This window comes from Photorhabdus cinerea (assembly GCF_011189575.1).
In the GTDB taxonomy this organism is placed as follows: domain Bacteria; phylum Pseudomonadota; class Gammaproteobacteria; order Enterobacterales; family Enterobacteriaceae; genus Photorhabdus; species Photorhabdus cinerea.
In genome coordinates this window covers 49,507-67,683 of record NZ_PUJW01000021.1, presented here as the reverse complement: position 1 = coordinate 67,683, position 18,177 = coordinate 49,507, and the positions used below count along the sequence as shown (strand labels likewise).

Sequence of the window (18,177 nt, the reverse complement as noted above, 5' to 3'; positions counted from 1 at the left end):
TGGGGCCAAAGTTAGTGAGTTGAGTGAAGAGCAAAAACAGACTATCAGCACCCTGTCCACGCTGGCCGCGGGACTGGCAGGCGGCATTGCCGGTGACTCCACCGCCAGCGCCCTTACCGGCGCGCAGTCTGGGAAGAATGCGATTGAGAATAATGCGCTGAGCCTGCCAAAAGGAATGATGGAGTACGGTCGGGCACAGAGTTCACTCGCCATGCAAATGCTCAGGGAAGGGGCAACCCCGGATGAATTGTCGGAAGCGTTGGCAAAACAAGCGAGAGGTACGCACCCTGAAGGGCAAGATCCGGCCAGAGGGTTGATTGTGGCGTGGGGGAACTTCTTCGGTGTCCCGTTGGATGTGGTGATGTTCAATGAGAAAATGACGCCGGAGAAAGCCGCTGAAATTGTAGCCGGTGGTATCCCGACCAGTGAAGCGAAGGTGATGCAATATGTGGCGGCTAAAGCATTCTTGGCGCTGGCTAAAAATCCTGTTTCGGGTAGCAAAGCAGAAGGTTCATCACCACAATGGAAAGTAGGAGAAGGGAAATTCAGTCCGAAGGATCAGGGTACGGTGACGAATGTTGAGCATCCGGTTGGTAAGTTTGATGGGAAGTCATTGTCGAATGGAAAAACAGAAAATGTTGCGAAGAATAGTGAGTTGTCAACAGGGACTGTTTTCGATTCCATTAAAGGCACCCAGCCAATGTATCCTGGCTCCGTAATTCCTAAATCTTTTGAAATGTCATTACCGAACGGGAAGAAAGTCTGGGTACATGGAAATGCTACCGAACATATGGTGGAGTACGCAGCATCAAAAGCTGTTACGCATACGCCTGAAGCAGTGAGACTGGCTAGTCAACAAGAACTAAGAAGTTTCCAATCTGCTGTAAATACTGCCACAAAAAACAAAATGCCATATGGTGAGAGAATTACTGTAGATGGCTGGCAACTAGAAATTAAACCACCACGAACAGCAACTGAGTTGCCAACGATCATCCATGCCCGTTATGTAGGAGCACATTAAATGGATATAGAAATTAAAAACCCTATAAACATTATATTAGATGTAATAGAGCTTGATGAGCATGTACCGTCAATGAAATTTAATCTTACAATCCGAGTAGATAAGTTTGGATATAGTTTAGGCGTGGACATGCAGCTATGGATAGAATGTCAATGTTTTGACTCATTTATCGACAACTTACGTAGAAATGATATAGCTCGTCTTAAAGATATGAATGGGGCTTTTGAATTGCTATTAAACCCTGTTCAGGACTCACTTGAATGGTCATGTGCCAAAGAAAATCTAGATGGTTATATCACATCAGCAAAAGGAAGAGAAAAGCTGACCGATGAGTCGAAATGTGCATTGTACGAGGCATTTAATGATTATCCTAAGTGGTGGTAATCAATAAATACTGATCCCAGCCAAGCGCTGGGATCTCCTTTTTAGCCGTTTTCAACAAGCCGGATAATCAACTGTCCGTGCTCAACACTGACCTGCACTGGCTGCCCGGTGGCAAAGCCCGCTTCTTCCAGCCAGTTACCTTTAAGATGCAAACTGGGGTGCTGGCTGTAATAGCGGGTCATGCCAGTGTGGCGGTTGGCGTGACATCGGCTGATATAGCCGACTTTATAGTGGCGTCGGGCTTTCGAACTGCCTGAATTTACATTACAATCGTGTTCAGCCATAGCTAACTACCTCTGATAGTGGGTTGTGGTTAGCGGTGCTGGGATGTTCTCAGCATCTCAACACCGCGTAAGTATTATCTCTTCTTGAGCGCCTAACGTTTTATCGTCCAACGTTTAGCATCATGCATATGCAACATACTGCTAATCACTGTCTCAATCGCTTCCCGCTCTTTCTCATCCAACTGTGAGACCGCTTCGAACTGGAGTTTTAGCCGGTCATCGGGTCCGCGTTCATTGTGATCAAAAAGAAGCATATCGGCACTGACATTCAACGCTAATGCAATCCGCCGAAACACATCAATCGTCGGCTGGGATGTCCCGGCTTCATAGCGCTTGTACTGTGAAACGTGCATACCAATCTTGTCAGCCATCTGTTGTTGCGTGAAACCAAGCTCTTTACGGGAAGCAGCCAATTTATCAGAAAAGCTCATAGGAAATTCCAAAGTTGCTGTAACTGGCGTCACTATACCCCTCCCGTTTTTATCGCTTGACTAAAAGTGTCATATCAGGGACTATATATATTATCAATATGAATCTTGACGCATTTTACAGGAGTAAAGGCAATGACCCGAATTCCCGATACCGATTTAGCCCACTTAAAGCAAACCGTCTCGTTGCTGGGGCTGGCGCGTAAGCAAGGCCGTGCGATGAAAAAACGCGGTGAGGATTATGTGCTGCGCTGTCCGTTCCATCACGAGAAAACGCCCTCAATGGTGATATCGCCTGCCAAGAATCTGTATCACTGCTTTGGCTGTGGCGCAGCGGGGTCGGTGCTGGACTGGGTGATACAAACGGAAGGCGTCACGCTGAAAATCGCTATCCGCCGGCTAAAGGAGCTGGCCGGGCTGCCGGACATGGACAATGCAGTTGTGGCCGCTTCTTCTTTAGCCGCCCCGCCGGGATCACAGGCCGCACCTCTGCCGAGCCCGAAACTGGCCGACCTGGACGATGACGGGCAGGCGCTGTTGCATCAGGTGATTGATTTTTATCATCAGAACTTACTGGCGTCACCGGAAGCCAAAGCCTGGCTGGCACGACGCGGACTGCATCATCCTGAACTGGTCAGCCACTTTAAGCTGGGGTATGCGGGTCATCACGGTATCAGCGGTTCCGCGGGGTTGTTGCCGTCCAAAGACAGTCAGGAAGGTCAGCAGTTGCGCGGCAAGCTGTCGGGGCTGGGCGTGTTGCGTACCACCACCCGGCAGGACCACTTCCGGGGCTGCGTCGTGGTGCCGATAATCGGCTGGGCCGAATCGGCCAGTGTGGCCAGCCGCGGGCGGGTGCTGCAACTGTATGGCCGCCGAACCCAGCCGGATTACAAAGTGCTGAAAGACAGCCCAAAGCATCTGTACCTGTCCTCACCCCTGGCCGGGGTCTGGAATGAGGCAGCGATGAAAGCCGCTGCGGAAATTATCCTGTGCGAAGCGCTGATCGATGCCATGACGTTCTGGTGTGCCGGGTTCCGTAACGTGATTGCCGCGTTCGGGGTGAACGGGTTTAACCATGAGCACCTCGAAGCTTTGCAGTATCACGGCGTGAAGCGGGTGCTGATTGCCTTTGACCGGGACGAGGCCGGAGACCGTGGCGCGGCTAATGTGGCCGCTGATTTACTGGAAGCCGGTATCGAGGCATGGCGGGTGCAGTTCCCGCCGGGCATGGATGCCAATGACTATGCCGTCAAAAGTGGCAACGCCGAACATGCGCTGGGGCTGGCCTTGCAACAAGCGGTCTGGCTGGGACAGGGAACAGCGCCGGGCGCGGTGTTCAGCCATGAGCGGCCCGTCTCGCCGAGTGTGACGGAAAAGCCCCAAAGTGCCGGTGTGGCTGAATCCTCTTCTTTAGCCGCCCCGCCAGAGCTAACCGTTGCACAAGTGCCCTGCGAGCGCACGGCGTCCGGTGAACTGCTGATGAAAAGCGGGCCACGCATCTGGCGGATACGGGGGATGAAAAAATCGCCGGTGCCCGATGTGATGAAAGTCAATGTGCAGGTGCGGGATGAAACCAGCGGGTTGTTCCATGTCGATACACTGGATATGTATCACGCCCGTTCACGGCAGAACTACATCAGCACGGCGGCGCAAGAGCTGGAATGCGAGCTGTCGGTCATCAAACGCGAAGCCGGGCGGGTATTACTGATGCTGGAGCAGCAACAGGATGCGCAACAGCAGGCCGATGCCGAAGCCTCAGGGACAACGGCAGTCACGGTCAGCGCGGAAGACGAAGCCGCCGCGCTGGCGTTGCTGACATCGCCGAACTTAACAGAACAGATTATCAACGACATGGCCGCCTGTGGCGTGGTCGGCGAATCCACCAATCTACTGACCGGGTATCTGGCGGCGGTCTCGCGCAAACTGGATAAACCGCTGGCCGTGTTAATCCAGAGCAGCAGCGCGGCAGGCAAGAGCAGCCTGATGGAGGCGGTGCTGAACCTGATGCCGGAAGAGGAGCGTATCCAGTACTCGGCGATGACCGGGCAGAGCCTCTACTATCTGGGAGAAACCAGCCTGCAACACAAAATACTGGCGATAGCGGAAGAGGAAGGCGTGCGGCAGGCGGCCTATGCCCTGAAACTGTTACAGTCCGACGGCGAGCTGAAAATCGCCAGCACCGGCAAAAACGAACAGAGCGGCGAACTGGTGACGCGGGAATACAAGGTGCAGGGACCGGTCATGCTGATGTTAACGACGACGGCCATTGATGTGGATGAAGAGCTGCTGAACCGCTGTCTGGTGCTGACGGTCAACGAATCGCGCGAACAGACGCAAGCCATCCACGCGATGCAACGGCACCGTCAGACACTGGCCGGGTTGCTGGCTGACTCAGAGAAAGGTTATCTGACGCAGTTACACCAGAACGCCCAGCGCTTGTTAAGGCCGCTGAAAGTGGTGAATCCCTACGCCCATCAACTGACGTTCCTGTCAGACAAAACCCGGATGCGGCGCGACCATATGAAATACCTGACGCTGATACAGGCCATTGCCTTGCTGCACCAGTATCAACGTGAAGTGAAGAAAACGACCCACCGCGGACAGGTCATCGAATATATCGAAATCACCCAAGACGACATTACCCTCGCCAACCGGCTGGCGCATGAGGTGCTGGGGCGCACGCTGGATGAAATGCCGCCGCAGACGCGTAAGCTGTTACTGCTGATACAAGAGATGGTGAACGCACAGGCGCAAATCCAGCACTGCCAGCCAAACGAAGTGCGCTTTACCCGGCGGGATATCCGCGCCTTTACCCACTGGAGCGACAGCCAGCTCAAGAACCACTGTCAACGGCTGACGGAAATGGAATACCTGTTGTTGCATGGCGGCAGCCGGGGACACCTGCTGCATTATGAACTGCTGTGGGACGGGGAAGACAACGGCGCAGCCCACCTGTGCGGCCTGCTGGATGTCGGAGAACCGGACTCCGAAACCGCCGGCAGTGAACGCAAGTCTGACCGGGAAGGCAGTCAGTCTGCCTCAAGTCTGAGGCAAGTCTGGTCTAAGTCTGGGGAAGAAAAACCCGCGTCAGTCCCGACAGCACAAGGGCCGGCGGGTGCACAAGTCCGGGCAGATGAAAACGCTATTATTAAGGAAAATAATCACAGAGACGCATTGCCCGTGCCTGACAGGGATAAAACGCCGGAAGCCACCCCGACAGGTCATGAGAGCAAGTCTAACTTAAATAAATGCAAGTCTGACCGGGAAGACAGTAAGTCTGCCTCAAGTCTGGGGCAAGTCTGGTCTAAGTCTGGGGAAGAAAAACCCGCGTCAGCCCAGACAGCACAAGGGAAAACAGGGGCACAAGTCCGGGCGGATGAAAACGCAATAATTAGAGGCAAAAATAAAATGGCCCCGTCGCCCGCTGCCTCAGCCGCTCATCCCCCCGCTGAAACGGAGATAAATCATGGCAAACCGTAAACCCCGCAGGGGAAGCCTGCTGACCGTGGATGAAGTGTACCGTAAACCTGTCGGGCCGGCGCACGACCCGAAGAGCCTGTATGCGTTGTTGCTGCGCTTTGTGGTGTGGCGGCAGGAACGTAACTGGTCAGAAAGCACACTGAAAGTACAGACGCACCATACTTACCACTTTATCCTGTGGGCAACCGAGCGCGGTTTATACTACGCCGCGGATATCACCCGGCCGATACTGGAGCGTTACCAGCGTTATCTGTATCAGTACCGCAAGACCAACGGTGAACCATTAAGCACCCGGACGCAACGTACCCAACTGGAGCCATTGAAGGTCTGGTTCAAATGGCTGACGAAACAAAATCTGATACTGGCAAACCCGGCGGCGGACCTTGAACTCCCCAGACTGGAAAAGCATCTGCCGCGCTATATTCTGACCATCGATGAAACCGAACAGATACTGGCGCAGCCTGACCTGACGACGTTGCAGGGGGTACGTGACCGGGCGTTGATGGAGTTGCTCTGGTCAACCGGGATGCGTCGGGGCGAATTAACCCGGCTGGATGTGTACAGCGTTGACGGAAAACGCAAAACCGTGACTATCCGGCAGGGCAAGGGCAATAAAGACCGGGTGTTGCCCCTCGGCGAACGCGCCTTAAGCTGGCTACAACGCTATCAGCAACAGGTGCGGCCACAACTTATCGTCAATCCTGACGTCAAGGCATTATTCGTGGCGATGGATGGGCTGGATGGCTTACAGGCCAACGGTATCAGCAATCTGGTAACAAGTTATATCAACGCGGTGGGTATCGAGAAAAAAGGTGCCTGTCACCTGTTCCGGCACGCGATGGCAACCCAGATGCTGGAGAACGGGGCGGACCTGCGCTGGATACAGGCCATGTTAGGCCATGCCAGCGTGGAATCCACCCAGGTGTATACGCAGGTCTCTATCCGGGCCTTGCAGGCGGTACATGCCAGCACCCACCCGGCGGAGCAAATGGCCGACGAAAAAGTCAACGACGCCGATGAAGTGGGTTTACTGGCCGACCTGTACGCCGAAGACAACGCCGACACACCGCCGGACAGCCCGACGCCGACCTGAAACCTCAATATCCGCTGACCGTCCGCCCGCCCCCGTTAAGCTGGGCGGGTTCGGTGTGAGGGCAGACCGTGGCCGGACTGCCCGTCAGCCCCGGCGCACGCGGGGGTAAATAGTCGTCAGGCGGCCCAAGCCCCGGCGTCCCCGTTGAGCCAGTCCAGGCCGCCCAACGCCTATTGAACATAATGCGAGGGGAAATATACGCACTGCGCCGGTGAGCCCGGGCAACCGCCTGAGCATTGATGAGCGGCTTAATGCGTATAATTGGCATTATGTCTTGCGCCCCCGCGGGTCGGCATTGCGGGGAGTGGCGCACAAGGCTGACGCCTTCTGCTGTCAGCCGCTGAGCCAGTCCTCGGCAAAAACCCGTGTTCTTCTTTAGCTGCCGTGCCAACGTCCGGCCAACCCCCCTGAAGGCAAGTCGGCCTGCGGCCTCCGCTAATTTACGTCCCCCGCCCCAACCCTGCTGCACTGGCTGCGCGCGGCTCGCACTGCGCTGCGCTCCGTTGCTCGTCCCCGTGCTCGCCATCGCCGCCCCGTGCAGCCCCCAGGGGCTTCCCTGAACAAAATCGCGTGGTCATGCAAAGCCGTGCCCAGTCTGAAACGCCCGTGCCTCAGAGCGTCGCAGGGGCGCCGCTTGCGGGCTCTATGCCGCCCGCGCCCGCAGAACGGGCACCCGCCGCCCAAACAAGTTGGGCGACGTTCGCCCGTTGCCGAAAAAGGCGCTACACTGACAATGGCACGGCGGGAAAAACCGGCCTTTGGAGGCGAAAAGCGCGTCAGGGGGTTTTGGGTTCGGCGGTGAACGCACATTGGAAAAAACGGGGTGTAACTGACTGAGAGCATTAGGAAAATCGGTGACCGGCGGTCAACTTCGCAATGGAATGGGTTGTTATTGAGAATAATGCGCTGAGCCTGCCAAAAGGAATGATGGAGTACGGTCGGGCACAGAGTTCACTCGCCATGCAAATGCTCAGGGAAGGGGCAACCCCGGATGAATTGTCGGAAGCGTTGGCAAAACAAGCGAGAGGTACGCACCCTGAAGGGCAAGATCCGGCCAGAGGGTTGATTGTGGCGTGGGGGAACTTCTTCGGTGTCCCGTTGGATGTGGTGATGTTCAATGAGAAAATGACGCCGGAGAAAGCCGCTGAAATTGTAGCCGGTGGTATCCCGACCAGTGAAGCGAAGGTGATGCAATATGTGGCGGCTAAAGCATTCTTGGCGCTGGCTAAAAATCCTGTTTCGGGTAGCAAAGCAGAAGGTTCATCACCACAATGGAAAGTAGGAGAAGGGAAATTCAGTCCGAAGGATCAGGGTACGGTGACGAATGTTGAGCATCCGGTTGGTAAGTTTGATGGGAAGTCATTGTCGAATGGAAAAACAGAAAATGTTGCGAAGAATAGTGAGTTGTCAACAGGGACTGTTTTCGATTCCATTAAAGGCACCCAGCCAATGTATCCTGGCTCCGTAATTCCTAAATCTTTTGAAATGTCATTACCGAACGGGAAGAAAGTCTGGGTACATGGAAATGCTACCGAACATATGGTGGAGTACGCAGCATCAAAAGCTGTTACGCATACGCCTGAAGCAGTGAGACTGGCTAGTCAACAAGAACTAAGAAGTTTCCAATCTGCTGTAAATACTGCCACAAAAAACAAAATGCCATATGGTGAGAGAATTACTGTAGATGGCTGGCAACTAGAAATTAAACCACCACGAACAGCAACTGAGTTGCCAACGATCATCCATGCCCGTTATGTAGGAGCACATTAAATGGATATAGAAATTAAAAACCCTATAAACATTATATTAGATGTAATAGAGCTTGATGAGCATGTACCGTCAATGAAATTTAATCTTACAATCCGAGTAGATAAGTTTGGATATAGTTTAGGCGTGGACATGCAGCTATGGATAGAATGTCAATGTTTTGACTCATTTATCGACAACTTACGTAGAAATGATATAGCTCGTCTTAAAGATATGAATGGGGCTTTTGAATTGCTATTAAACCCTGTTCAGGACTCACTTGAATGGTCATGTGCCAAAGAAAATCTAGATGGTTATATCACATCAGCAAAAGGAAGAGAAAAGCTGACCGATGAGTCGAAATGTGCATTGTACGAGGCATTTAATGATTATCCTAAGTGGTGGTAATCAATAAATACTGATCCCAGCCAAGCGCTGGGATCTCCTTTTTAGCCGTTTTCAACAAGCCGGATAATCAACTGTCCGTGCTCAACACTGACCTGCACTGGCTGCCCGGTGGCAAAGCCCGCTTCTTCCAGCCAGTTACCTTTAAGATGCAAACTGGGGTGCTGGCTGTAATAGCGGGTCATGCCAGTGTGGCGGTTGGCGTGACATCGGCTGATATAGCCGACTTTATAGTGGCGTCGGGCTTTCGAACTGCCTGAATTTACATTACAATCGTGTTCAGCCATAGCTAACTACCTCTGATAGTGGGTTGTGGTTAGCGGTGCTGGGATGTTCTCAGCATCTCAACACCGCGTAAGTATTATCTCTTCTTGAGCGCCTAACGTTTTATCGTCCAACGTTTAGCATCATGCATATGCAACATACTGCTAATCACTGTCTCAATCGCTTCCCGCTCTTTCTCATCCAACTGTGAGACCGCTTCGAACTGGAGTTTTAGCCGGTCATCGGGTCCGCGTTCATTGTGATCAAAAAGAAGCATATCGGCACTGACATTCAACGCTAATGCAATCCGCCGAAACACATCAATCGTCGGCTGGGATGTCCCGGCTTCATAGCGCTTGTACTGTGAAACGTGCATACCAATCTTGTCAGCCATCTGTTGTTGCGTGAAACCAAGCTCTTTACGGGAAGCAGCCAATTTATCAGAAAAGCTCATAGGAAATTCCAAAGTTGCTGTAACTGGCGTCACTATACCCCTCCCGTTTTTATCGCTTGACTAAAAGTGTCATATCAGGGACTATATATATTATCAATATGAATCTTGACGCATTTTACAGGAGTAAAGGCAATGACCCGAATTCCCGATACCGATTTAGCCCACTTAAAGCAAACCGTCTCGTTGCTGGGGCTGGCGCGTAAGCAAGGCCGTGCGATGAAAAAACGCGGTGAGGATTATGTGCTGCGCTGTCCGTTCCATCACGAGAAAACGCCCTCAATGGTGATATCGCCTGCCAAGAATCTGTATCACTGCTTTGGCTGTGGCGCAGCGGGGTCGGTGCTGGACTGGGTGATACAAACGGAAGGCGTCACGCTGAAAATCGCTATCCGCCGGCTAAAGGAGCTGGCCGGGCTGCCGGACATGGACAATGCAGTTGTGGCCGCTTCTTCTTTAGCCGCCCCGCCGGGATCACAGGCCGCACCTCTGCCGAGCCCGAAACTGGCCGACCTGGACGATGACGGGCAGGCGCTGTTGCATCAGGTGATTGATTTTTATCATCAGAACTTACTGGCGTCACCGGAAGCCAAAGCCTGGCTGGCACGACGCGGACTGCATCATCCTGAACTGGTCAGCCACTTTAAGCTGGGGTATGCGGGTCATCACGGTATCAGCGGTTCCGCGGGGTTGTTGCCGTCCAAAGACAGTCAGGAAGGTCAGCAGTTGCGCGGCAAGCTGTCGGGGCTGGGCGTGTTGCGTACCACCACCCGGCAGGACCACTTCCGGGGCTGCGTCGTGGTGCCGATAATCGGCTGGGCCGAATCGGCCAGTGTGGCCAGCCGCGGGCGGGTGCTGCAACTGTATGGCCGCCGAACCCAGCCGGATTACAAAGTGCTGAAAGACAGCCCAAAGCATCTGTACCTGTCCTCACCCCTGGCCGGGGTCTGGAATGAGGCAGCGATGAAAGCCGCTGCGGAAATTATCCTGTGCGAAGCGCTGATCGATGCCATGACGTTCTGGTGTGCCGGGTTCCGTAACGTGATTGCCGCGTTCGGGGTGAACGGGTTTAACCATGAGCACCTCGAAGCTTTGCAGTATCACGGCGTGAAGCGGGTGCTGATTGCCTTTGACCGGGACGAGGCCGGAGACCGTGGCGCGGCTAATGTGGCCGCTGATTTACTGGAAGCCGGTATCGAGGCATGGCGGGTGCAGTTCCCGCCGGGCATGGATGCCAATGACTATGCCGTCAAAAGTGGCAACGCCGAACATGCGCTGGGGCTGGCCTTGCAACAAGCGGTCTGGCTGGGACAGGGAACAGCGCCGGGCGCGGTGTTCAGCCATGAGCGGCCCGTCTCGCCGAGTGTGACGGAAAAGCCCCAAAGTGCCGGTGTGGCTGAATCCTCTTCTTTAGCCGCCCCGCCAGAGCTAACCGTTGCACAAGTGCCCTGCGAGCGCACGGCGTCCGGTGAACTGCTGATGAAAAGCGGGCCACGCATCTGGCGGATACGGGGGATGAAAAAATCGCCGGTGCCCGATGTGATGAAAGTCAATGTGCAGGTGCGGGATGAAACCAGCGGGTTGTTCCATGTCGATACACTGGATATGTATCACGCCCGTTCACGGCAGAACTACATCAGCACGGCGGCGCAAGAGCTGGAATGCGAGCTGTCGGTCATCAAACGCGAAGCCGGGCGGGTATTACTGATGCTGGAGCAGCAACAGGATGCGCAACAGCAGGCCGATGCCGAAGCCTCAGGGACAACGGCAGTCACGGTCAGCGCGGAAGACGAAGCCGCCGCGCTGGCGTTGCTGACATCGCCGAACTTAACAGAACAGATTATCAACGACATGGCCGCCTGTGGCGTGGTCGGCGAATCCACCAATCTACTGACCGGGTATCTGGCGGCGGTCTCGCGCAAACTGGATAAACCGCTGGCCGTGTTAATCCAGAGCAGCAGCGCGGCAGGCAAGAGCAGCCTGATGGAGGCGGTGCTGAACCTGATGCCGGAAGAGGAGCGTATCCAGTACTCGGCGATGACCGGGCAGAGCCTCTACTATCTGGGAGAAACCAGCCTGCAACACAAAATACTGGCGATAGCGGAAGAGGAAGGCGTGCGGCAGGCGGCCTATGCCCTGAAACTGTTACAGTCCGACGGCGAGCTGAAAATCGCCAGCACCGGCAAAAACGAACAGAGCGGCGAACTGGTGACGCGGGAATACAAGGTGCAGGGACCGGTCATGCTGATGTTAACGACGACGGCCATTGATGTGGATGAAGAGCTGCTGAACCGCTGTCTGGTGCTGACGGTCAACGAATCGCGCGAACAGACGCAAGCCATCCACGCGATGCAACGGCACCGTCAGACACTGGCCGGGTTGCTGGCTGACTCAGAGAAAGGTTATCTGACGCAGTTACACCAGAACGCCCAGCGCTTGTTAAGGCCGCTGAAAGTGGTGAATCCCTACGCCCATCAACTGACGTTCCTGTCAGACAAAACCCGGATGCGGCGCGACCATATGAAATACCTGACGCTGATACAGGCCATTGCCTTGCTGCACCAGTATCAACGTGAAGTGAAGAAAACGACCCACCGCGGACAGGTCATCGAATATATCGAAATCACCCAAGACGACATTACCCTCGCCAACCGGCTGGCGCATGAGGTGCTGGGGCGCACGCTGGATGAAATGCCGCCGCAGACGCGTAAGCTGTTACTGCTGATACAAGAGATGGTGAACGCACAGGCGCAAATCCAGCACTGCCAGCCAAACGAAGTGCGCTTTACCCGGCGGGATATCCGCGCCTTTACCCACTGGAGCGACAGCCAGCTCAAGAACCACTGTCAACGGCTGACGGAAATGGAATACCTGTTGTTGCATGGCGGCAGCCGGGGACACCTGCTGCATTATGAACTGCTGTGGGACGGGGAAGACAACGGCGCAGCCCACCTGTGCGGCCTGCTGGATGTCGGAGAACCGGACTCCGAAACCGCCGGCAGTGAACGCAAGTCTGACCGGGAAGGCAGTCAGTCTGCCTCAAGTCTGAGGCAAGTCTGGTCTAAGTCTGGGGAAGAAAAACCCGCGTCAGTCCCGACAGCACAAGGGCCGGCGGGTGCACAAGTCCGGGCAGATGAAAACGCTATTATTAAGGAAAATAATCACAGAGACGCATTGCCCGTGCCTGACAGGGATAAAACGCCGGAAGCCACCCCGACAGGTCATGAGAGCAAGTCTAACTTAAATAAATGCAAGTCTGACCGGGAAGACAGTAAGTCTGCCTCAAGTCTGGGGCAAGTCTGGTCTAAGTCTGGGGAAGAAAAACCCGCGTCAGCCCAGACAGCACAAGGGAAAACAGGGGCACAAGTCCGGGCGGATGAAAACGCAATAATTAGAGGCAAAAATAAAATGGCCCCGTCGCCCGCTGCCTCAGCCGCTCATCCCCCCGCTGAAACGGAGATAAATCATGGCAAACCGTAAACCCCGCAGGGGAAGCCTGCTGACCGTGGATGAAGTGTACCGTAAACCTGTCGGGCCGGCGCACGACCCGAAGAGCCTGTATGCGTTGTTGCTGCGCTTTGTGGTGTGGCGGCAGGAACGTAACTGGTCAGAAAGCACACTGAAAGTACAGACGCACCATACTTACCACTTTATCCTGTGGGCAACCGAGCGCGGTTTATACTACGCCGCGGATATCACCCGGCCGATACTGGAGCGTTACCAGCGTTATCTGTATCAGTACCGCAAGACCAACGGTGAACCATTAAGCACCCGGACGCAACGTACCCAACTGGAGCCATTGAAGGTCTGGTTCAAATGGCTGACGAAACAAAATCTGATACTGGCAAACCCGGCGGCGGACCTTGAACTCCCCAGACTGGAAAAGCATCTGCCGCGCTATATTCTGACCATCGATGAAACCGAACAGATACTGGCGCAGCCTGACCTGACGACGTTGCAGGGGGTACGTGACCGGGCGTTGATGGAGTTGCTCTGGTCAACCGGGATGCGTCGGGGCGAATTAACCCGGCTGGATGTGTACAGCGTTGACGGAAAACGCAAAACCGTGACTATCCGGCAGGGCAAGGGCAATAAAGACCGGGTGTTGCCCCTCGGCGAACGCGCCTTAAGCTGGCTACAACGCTATCAGCAACAGGTGCGGCCACAACTTATCGTCAATCCTGACGTCAAGGCATTATTCGTGGCGATGGATGGGCTGGATGGCTTACAGGCCAACGGTATCAGCAATCTGGTAACAAGTTATATCAACGCGGTGGGTATCGAGAAAAAAGGTGCCTGTCACCTGTTCCGGCACGCGATGGCAACCCAGATGCTGGAGAACGGGGCGGACCTGCGCTGGATACAGGCCATGTTAGGCCATGCCAGCGTGGAATCCACCCAGGTGTATACGCAGGTCTCTATCCGGGCCTTGCAGGCGGTACATGCCAGCACCCACCCGGCGGAGCAAATGGCCGACGAAAAAGTCAACGACGCCGATGAAGTGGGTTTACTGGCCGACCTGTACGCCGAAGACAACGCCGACACACCGCCGGACAGCCCGACGCCGACCTGAAACCTCAATATCCGCTGACCGTCCGCCCGCCCCCGTTAAGCTGGGCGGGTTCGGTGTGAGGGCAGACCGTGGCCGGACTGCCCGTCAGCCCCGGCGCACGCGGGGGTAAATAGTCGTCAGGCGGCCCAAGCCCCGGCGTCCCCGTTGAGCCAGTCCAGGCCGCCCAACGCCTATTGAACATAATGCGGGGGGAATTATACGCACTGCGCCGGTGAGCCCGGGCAACCGCCTGAGCATTGATGAGCGGCTTAATGCGTATAATTGGCATTATGTCTTGCGCCCCCGCGGGTCGGCATTGCGGGGAGTGGCGCACAAGGCTGACGCCTTCTGCTGTCAGCCGCTGAGCCAGTCCTCGGCAAAAACCCGTGTTCTTCTTTAGCTGCCGTGCCAACGTCCGGCCAACCCCCCTGAAGGCAAGTCGGCCTGCGGCCTCCGCTAATTTACGTCCCCCGCCCCAACCCTGCTGCACTGGCTGCGCGCGGCTCGCACTGCGCTGCGCTCCGTTGCTCGTCCCCGTGCTCGCCATCGCCGCCCCGTGCAGCCCCCAGGGGCTTCCCTGAACAAAATCGCGTGGTCATGCAAAGCCGTGCCCAGTCTGAAACGCCCGTGCCTCAGAGCGTCGCAGGGGCGCCGCTTGCGGGCTCTATGCCGCCCGCGCCCGCAGAACGGGCACCCGCCGCCCAAACAAGTTGGGCGACGTTCGCCCGTTGCCGAAAAAGGCGCTACACTGACAATGGCACGGCGGGAAAAACCGGCCTTTGGAGGCGAAAAGCGCGTCAGGGGGTTTTGGGTTCGGCGGTGAACGCACATTGGAAAAAACGGGGTGTAACTGACTGAGAGCATTAGGAAAATCGGTGACCGGCGGTCAACTTCGCAATGGAATGGGTTGTTATTGAGAATAATGCTCTTGGTTATGGTCCAGGAACTTTTTGGGGGCAGATAGCCAACTCGATCAGTCCAGATGCATCATTGTCCTTTAATCTACAAGGTAAAGGGAAAACAGCAGAAGAAATAAACGAAGCTATAAAATACTCTCATCAGGGGCCATCATGGGGTGTTACTTATAAAGTTAAACCACATGTAAAAGGTGAGGTTACAGCAGGAATAGGTCCAGCAGGGTTTGCTGAAGCAGCATTGGATCCAAATAAATTTGCAATTAATGGTGGGATGACAACAGCTATTGGTGCTCATGGTGGAGCAACTGTCGGAATAGAATTTGGCCCTTATTTCCCAGGTTTGTTAGGATCCCAAGATAAAGATTATTCTTTTGATCTAGGTTTTGGTTATGGTTCATTTGGAATATCAGCAGGAAAAGATGGAATAGGTGTATCACTTGGTATAGGGCCTTCAATTGGCTGGGGTGGTATTTCAAGGGAAACTCCATTAGGTGAAACAGACGTCAATGGTAAAGTTGGCACTGAAATATATAAACATGAGTTTAAGGATAAATGAGCATGATTGTATATATTCCGTTTATTTTGATGGTCTTGAGTCTGCTGGGGTTTCTTGCATGCTTCATCTACTTTGGCTTGAGCAAAAAAATTTTACTAAGAAGTGTAAAATCTCCATTGCTCTTTTTTGATTTTTGTTTTTTTAATAAAAACAAACTTGCTAATTTTTCCATGATAATATTATTTGTTATTTATATGTCTGGAATTTGGTTTGAGTTTATTAAAAATGGAAACTTAATTTCCTTTTCTGGGTATTTCATTGGCACACTTGCAATTCTTATCTTTCTTATTCATTGCAGATTTTTCTCAAAAAGAAAATTTGCACATAGAAATAATATTGAATTCATAAAAGAGTTTGTTTTTGAAATGGAAATAAGTCTTAAAAATACGTTATTATGGTTATCTAGATTATTTTATATTGTTTGGCTTTATTTGTTTTTTTCTACGTAATTGTTGCGGATAATAATGCCCTGAGCTTACCCAAAGGAATGATGGATTACGGTCGGTCAGCATCCAGTCTGGCTACCGCTATGTTAAATGAAGGTAAATCCCCTCAAGAGATTTCAGCAGCATTGTCAAAACATGCCAAAGGCGATCACCCGGAAGGACAAGATCCGGTAAGAGGATTGATAACAGCATGGGGCGCGGGGATGTCCACAGTAGTGGCACCGGTGCTGCTGCCATCGGGAGCAACGGTAGGCAGTATTTTTGCTGGAGGTCTAATCAGTGGAACAGCCAACATTAGTAATCAGCTTACAAATGGTTCTGTGAACATGACTGATGCACTGATAGCCACGGGAACGGGGGCGGTAACGCAAGGCAAAGGGTTTTGGTTTACAGAAGTGGCGAGTATAACGGGGGCTTATGTTGGGGCAAAACTACAGGATAAAAGCCCACTTGTACCGGTTATTGGTGCCGGGCTTGGTACAGCGGCTGGTAGTGTTGGCGGTAAAGTTGTTACTGATAAATTAACCCCTGTAGCAACCCAAACAGTATCAGAAGCTGCGGGAGTAGTAAGTGGTACAATTATTAGTGAAGTATCTGGATCTGCAATTCAAAAACAACTGGAACAAAGGGTTAAAAAAGATGAAGTTAAAAGATAATACTTTTCGACTTTTTTTATTCATAATATATTTTTGCTCTTTTTTGTCCTTACTGATTTTTACCACTAGGCTAATTGTTGCTTTAATATTTTATTTTGTTGATGGTAATTTTTATTTTTATCGAGATGAATTGTGGTTTTCTGTAAAAAGAGGAATAGCAACAGGTGTACCACTTGGTATAGGTGCTTGGTTTTTAGCACGACTGAAAGAAAACAAATCTTAATCATCATAATCTTTCAATAATTCTGTCGATAACAACCACCTCAGTGTGGAAAAGAACCAATCGCGCAGTGAGGAACTGGTTAATTGTCAGGGTGATACCAGTTGTCGTGCGACTGTCAGGGATAAATATCGGCAGGAGTATGACAAGGTTCAGGAGCGGATAGCAACGTGTTCAGGGGCTGGATTCCCTCACTCCAGCAGAAGTGCGGGAATGGGCGGATTTACGGGGTGCGATGTCGAATATTGACGCATCACGGAATTTGGTGCTTCATCGTGCCCAAGTCACCGGCGGCTCAGAAGAAACCACCCAGGAAATCGTGAAGATTATGGGGCAGACGGGAATTGCGGCGTCTGCGGGAGTGGCCGGAGGGATCAGTAAAGCTGGAGTAAAAGGCGGTGGAGATGTTGGAAAAGACAAGCAATCGTATCAACCGAATCAGGGAACTGTTGGGAATATGAAGGAATTTTTTACTCAACCCGGTTTTGGTACTCAAATAAAAAATAGTACACAAAAAACCAGCCAAATATATCAGGGGCAGAGTGTTTACAAAGCCAATAACAATATTGGAAAAGTGATTAAAAAAGGTGATCAGCTATATCTTGATAGTCAACATAAAAACCATCTTGAGGTTTTTGATAACAAAGGGAAATTTAAGGCTGTCTTAAACTTAGATGGTACGGTAAACCAGACCAAAACTGATGCTGCTAAAGGAAGGAAATTATAAATGTCTATGCGTAGAATAGCGTTAAGCAATAAAAAACTGCGTGGTATACCACGTAGACTACGTTCCTTGAAAATATGGTCCGAGTCATATAGAACCTATTTTCCTGTTATCACTGAAAATGATTATTCTTATGGTTACTGGAATGTGAAAATTCCGGTGCATTCAGCATTAGTACAAGGAAAACAGACAAATAAAAATATTCAATCTATTTGTGCTCAAGATTTGATAGATGCAGCTTATAACATTTATAAGGCGAAGCCCGACAATGAAAATAATATAAGAATTACTTGTTCAATTGTATTGCCTGATATGTTTTCAAGTGAATTATGTATATTCACATCTGAGGAATATTTCAATGAACATACGCGTAATGGATATAATCGGTTTGGTAAAATAACTTTATTGAGTGAACGAAGCTTATGCAAAGAATGGAACTTACAATTACCCGATGGTTTTTCAGAGCTAGGTGTTCTTAGAATAAGTGAAGATGACGAGGGAAAGCCTTATTATTCTGAATACTGGTATATTGGTGAAGTTAACTAAAGCT

21 protein-coding genes are annotated in these 18,177 nt (G+C 52.3%); 17 read left to right on the top strand and 4 right to left on the bottom strand.

Features of this window, described 5'->3' with window-relative positions; genetic code table 11:
• On the top strand, positions 1–1,021 hold a 1,021-nt coding region (locus C5469_RS24100; protein ID WP_278249773.1), incomplete at its 5' end, for a VENN motif pre-toxin domain-containing protein.
• Positions 1,022–1,405, top strand: a complete 384-nt coding sequence (locus C5469_RS17835) for a hypothetical protein (RefSeq protein WP_166309530.1) — start codon at positions 1,022–1,024, stop codon at positions 1,403–1,405. It abuts the gene before it with no gap.
• 41 nt (positions 1,406–1,446) lie between these two features.
• On the opposite strand, the gene C5469_RS17830 is transcribed toward C5469_RS17835, so the two are convergent.
• Together C5469_RS17830 and C5469_RS17825 are read right to left on the bottom strand one after the other, a co-directional pair.
• Positions 1,447–1,689 carry a SymE family type I addiction module toxin gene (locus tag C5469_RS17830; RefSeq protein ID WP_112896902.1) on the bottom strand — a complete coding sequence of 81 codons (243 nt, stop codon included), beginning with the start codon at positions 1,687–1,689 and terminating at the stop codon, positions 1,447–1,449.
• A gap of 92 nt (positions 1,690–1,781) precedes the next feature.
• The gene (locus tag C5469_RS17825) at positions 1,782–2,120 is read right to left on the bottom strand and encodes a helix-turn-helix domain-containing protein (protein WP_112896903.1); all 339 of its coding nucleotides are present in this window, start codon (positions 2,118–2,120) and stop codon (positions 1,782–1,784) included.
• A gap of 132 nt (positions 2,121–2,252) precedes the next feature.
• Here C5469_RS17825 and C5469_RS17820 point away from each other — a divergent pair, with 132 nt between their 5' ends.
• The 5 genes from C5469_RS17820 (at position 2,253) to C5469_RS17800 (ending at position 8,844) form a co-directional block, all read left to right on the top strand.
• Positions 2,253–5,597: a CHC2 zinc finger domain-containing protein gene (locus C5469_RS17820; RefSeq protein ID WP_166309528.1), complete on the top strand. Its 3,345-nt coding sequence runs from the start codon at positions 2,253–2,255 to the stop codon at positions 5,595–5,597.
• Positions 5,584–6,690, top strand: a complete 1,107-nt coding sequence (gene xerC / locus C5469_RS17815) for a site-specific tyrosine recombinase XerC (RefSeq protein WP_166309526.1) — start codon at positions 5,584–5,586, stop codon at positions 6,688–6,690. The genes C5469_RS17820 and xerC (C5469_RS17815) overlap by 14 nt, the downstream gene beginning before the upstream one ends.
• A gap of 645 nt (positions 6,691–7,335) precedes the next feature.
• Positions 7,336–7,527, top strand: a complete 192-nt coding sequence (locus C5469_RS17810) for a hypothetical protein (RefSeq protein ID WP_242689518.1) — start codon at positions 7,336–7,338, stop codon at positions 7,525–7,527.
• A gap of 39 nt (positions 7,528–7,566) precedes the next feature.
• Complete coding sequence (locus C5469_RS23735) at positions 7,567–8,460, top strand: hypothetical protein (protein ID WP_166309532.1); 894 nt, start codon at positions 7,567–7,569, stop codon at positions 8,458–8,460.
• Positions 8,461–8,844, top strand: a complete 384-nt coding sequence (locus C5469_RS17800; RefSeq protein WP_166309530.1) for a hypothetical protein — start codon at positions 8,461–8,463, stop codon at positions 8,842–8,844.
• Positions 8,845–8,885: 41 nt separating this feature from the next.
• On the opposite strand, the gene C5469_RS17795 is transcribed toward C5469_RS17800, so the two are convergent.
• Positions 8,886–9,128 (bottom strand): SymE family type I addiction module toxin, encoded by a 243-nt coding sequence (locus C5469_RS17795; RefSeq protein ID WP_112896902.1) that lies wholly within the window; start codon positions 9,126–9,128, stop codon positions 8,886–8,888.
• A gap of 92 nt (positions 9,129–9,220) precedes the next feature.
• Positions 9,221–9,559 carry a helix-turn-helix domain-containing protein gene (locus C5469_RS17790; RefSeq protein WP_112896903.1) on the bottom strand — a complete coding sequence of 113 codons (339 nt, stop codon included), beginning with the start codon at positions 9,557–9,559 and terminating at the stop codon, positions 9,221–9,223.
• Between the two features lie 132 nt (positions 9,560–9,691).
• On the opposite strand from C5469_RS17790, the gene C5469_RS17785 reads away from it, so the two are divergent.
• The 10 genes from C5469_RS17785 to C5469_RS17745 all read left to right on the top strand — a co-directional run bounded on the left by C5469_RS17785 (position 9,692) and on the right by C5469_RS17745 (position 18,173).
• Positions 9,692–13,036: a CHC2 zinc finger domain-containing protein gene (locus C5469_RS17785; RefSeq protein WP_166309528.1), complete on the top strand. Its 3,345-nt coding sequence runs from the start codon at positions 9,692–9,694 to the stop codon at positions 13,034–13,036.
• The gene (gene xerC, locus C5469_RS17780; RefSeq protein ID WP_166309526.1) at positions 13,023–14,129 is read left to right on the top strand and encodes a site-specific tyrosine recombinase XerC; all 1,107 of its coding nucleotides are present in this window, start codon (positions 13,023–13,025) and stop codon (positions 14,127–14,129) included. The genes C5469_RS17785 and xerC (C5469_RS17780) overlap by 14 nt, the downstream gene beginning before the upstream one ends.
• 645 nt (positions 14,130–14,774) lie before the next feature.
• Positions 14,775–14,966: a hypothetical protein gene (locus C5469_RS17775; RefSeq protein ID WP_242689518.1), complete on the top strand. Its 192-nt coding sequence runs from the start codon at positions 14,775–14,777 to the stop codon at positions 14,964–14,966.
• Positions 14,967–15,005: 39 nt separating this feature from the next.
• Positions 15,006–15,581: a polymorphic toxin type 25 domain-containing protein gene (locus C5469_RS17770; RefSeq protein ID WP_166309522.1), complete on the top strand. Its 576-nt coding sequence runs from the start codon at positions 15,006–15,008 to the stop codon at positions 15,579–15,581.
• A 2-nt stretch (positions 15,582–15,583) separates the two neighbouring features.
• Positions 15,584–16,030, top strand: coding sequence for a hypothetical protein (locus C5469_RS17765; RefSeq protein WP_166309520.1), 447 nt, complete (start codon positions 15,584–15,586; stop codon positions 16,028–16,030).
• Positions 16,003–16,683 (top strand): hypothetical protein, encoded by a 681-nt coding sequence (locus C5469_RS17760; RefSeq protein ID WP_242689517.1) that lies wholly within the window; start codon positions 16,003–16,005, stop codon positions 16,681–16,683. Before C5469_RS17765 ends, C5469_RS17760 begins: the two co-directional genes overlap by 28 nt.
• Positions 16,667–16,906, top strand: coding sequence for a hypothetical protein (locus C5469_RS17755; protein ID WP_166309518.1), 240 nt, complete (start codon positions 16,667–16,669; stop codon positions 16,904–16,906). The genes C5469_RS17760 and C5469_RS17755 overlap by 17 nt, the downstream gene beginning before the upstream one ends.
• Before the next feature lie 45 nt (positions 16,907–16,951).
• A complete protein-coding gene (locus C5469_RS23730) occupies positions 16,952–17,152 on the top strand; it encodes a hypothetical protein (RefSeq protein ID WP_242689516.1) in 201 nt (66 codons plus the stop codon).
• A complete protein-coding gene (locus C5469_RS23725; protein WP_242689515.1) occupies positions 17,139–17,630 on the top strand; it encodes a hypothetical protein in 492 nt (163 codons plus the stop codon). Before C5469_RS23730 ends, C5469_RS23725 begins: the two co-directional genes overlap by 14 nt.
• A complete protein-coding gene (locus C5469_RS17745; RefSeq protein ID WP_166309516.1) occupies positions 17,631–18,173 on the top strand; it encodes a DUF3916 domain-containing protein in 543 nt (180 codons plus the stop codon). It begins immediately after the preceding gene.
• Positions 18,174–18,177: the final 4 nt, after the last annotated feature.

Coding starts and splice junctions, on each gene's coding strand:
- C5469_RS17825 (WP_112896903.1), bottom strand. CDS start 2,120: ATGAGCTTTTCTGATAAATTGGCTGCTTCCCGTAAAGAGCTTGGTTTC.
- C5469_RS23725 (WP_242689515.1), top strand. CDS start 17,139: ATGTCGAATATTGACGCATCACGGAATTTGGTGCTTCATCGTGCCCAA.
- C5469_RS17830 (WP_112896902.1), bottom strand. CDS start 1,689: ATGGCTGAACACGATTGTAATGTAAATTCAGGCAGTTCGAAAGCCCGA.
- C5469_RS17755 (WP_166309518.1), top strand. CDS start 16,667: ATGAAGTTAAAAGATAATACTTTTCGACTTTTTTTATTCATAATATAT.
- C5469_RS17775 (WP_242689518.1), top strand. CDS start 14,775: ATGCCGCCCGCGCCCGCAGAACGGGCACCCGCCGCCCAAACAAGTTGG.
- xerC (WP_166309526.1), top strand. CDS start 13,023: ATGGCAAACCGTAAACCCCGCAGGGGAAGCCTGCTGACCGTGGATGAA.
- C5469_RS17795 (WP_112896902.1), bottom strand. CDS start 9,128: ATGGCTGAACACGATTGTAATGTAAATTCAGGCAGTTCGAAAGCCCGA.
- C5469_RS17770 (WP_166309522.1), top strand. CDS start 15,006: ATGGAATGGGTTGTTATTGAGAATAATGCTCTTGGTTATGGTCCAGGA.
- xerC (WP_166309526.1), top strand. CDS start 5,584: ATGGCAAACCGTAAACCCCGCAGGGGAAGCCTGCTGACCGTGGATGAA.
- C5469_RS17785 (WP_166309528.1), top strand. CDS start 9,692: ATGACCCGAATTCCCGATACCGATTTAGCCCACTTAAAGCAAACCGTC.
- C5469_RS23735 (WP_166309532.1), top strand. CDS start 7,567: ATGGAATGGGTTGTTATTGAGAATAATGCGCTGAGCCTGCCAAAAGGA.
- C5469_RS17820 (WP_166309528.1), top strand. CDS start 2,253: ATGACCCGAATTCCCGATACCGATTTAGCCCACTTAAAGCAAACCGTC.
- C5469_RS17790 (WP_112896903.1), bottom strand. CDS start 9,559: ATGAGCTTTTCTGATAAATTGGCTGCTTCCCGTAAAGAGCTTGGTTTC.
- C5469_RS17835 (WP_166309530.1), top strand. CDS start 1,022: ATGGATATAGAAATTAAAAACCCTATAAACATTATATTAGATGTAATA.
- C5469_RS17810 (WP_242689518.1), top strand. CDS start 7,336: ATGCCGCCCGCGCCCGCAGAACGGGCACCCGCCGCCCAAACAAGTTGG.
- C5469_RS17800 (WP_166309530.1), top strand. CDS start 8,461: ATGGATATAGAAATTAAAAACCCTATAAACATTATATTAGATGTAATA.
- C5469_RS17765 (WP_166309520.1), top strand. CDS start 15,584: ATGATTGTATATATTCCGTTTATTTTGATGGTCTTGAGTCTGCTGGGG.
- C5469_RS17745 (WP_166309516.1), top strand. CDS start 17,631: ATGTCTATGCGTAGAATAGCGTTAAGCAATAAAAAACTGCGTGGTATA.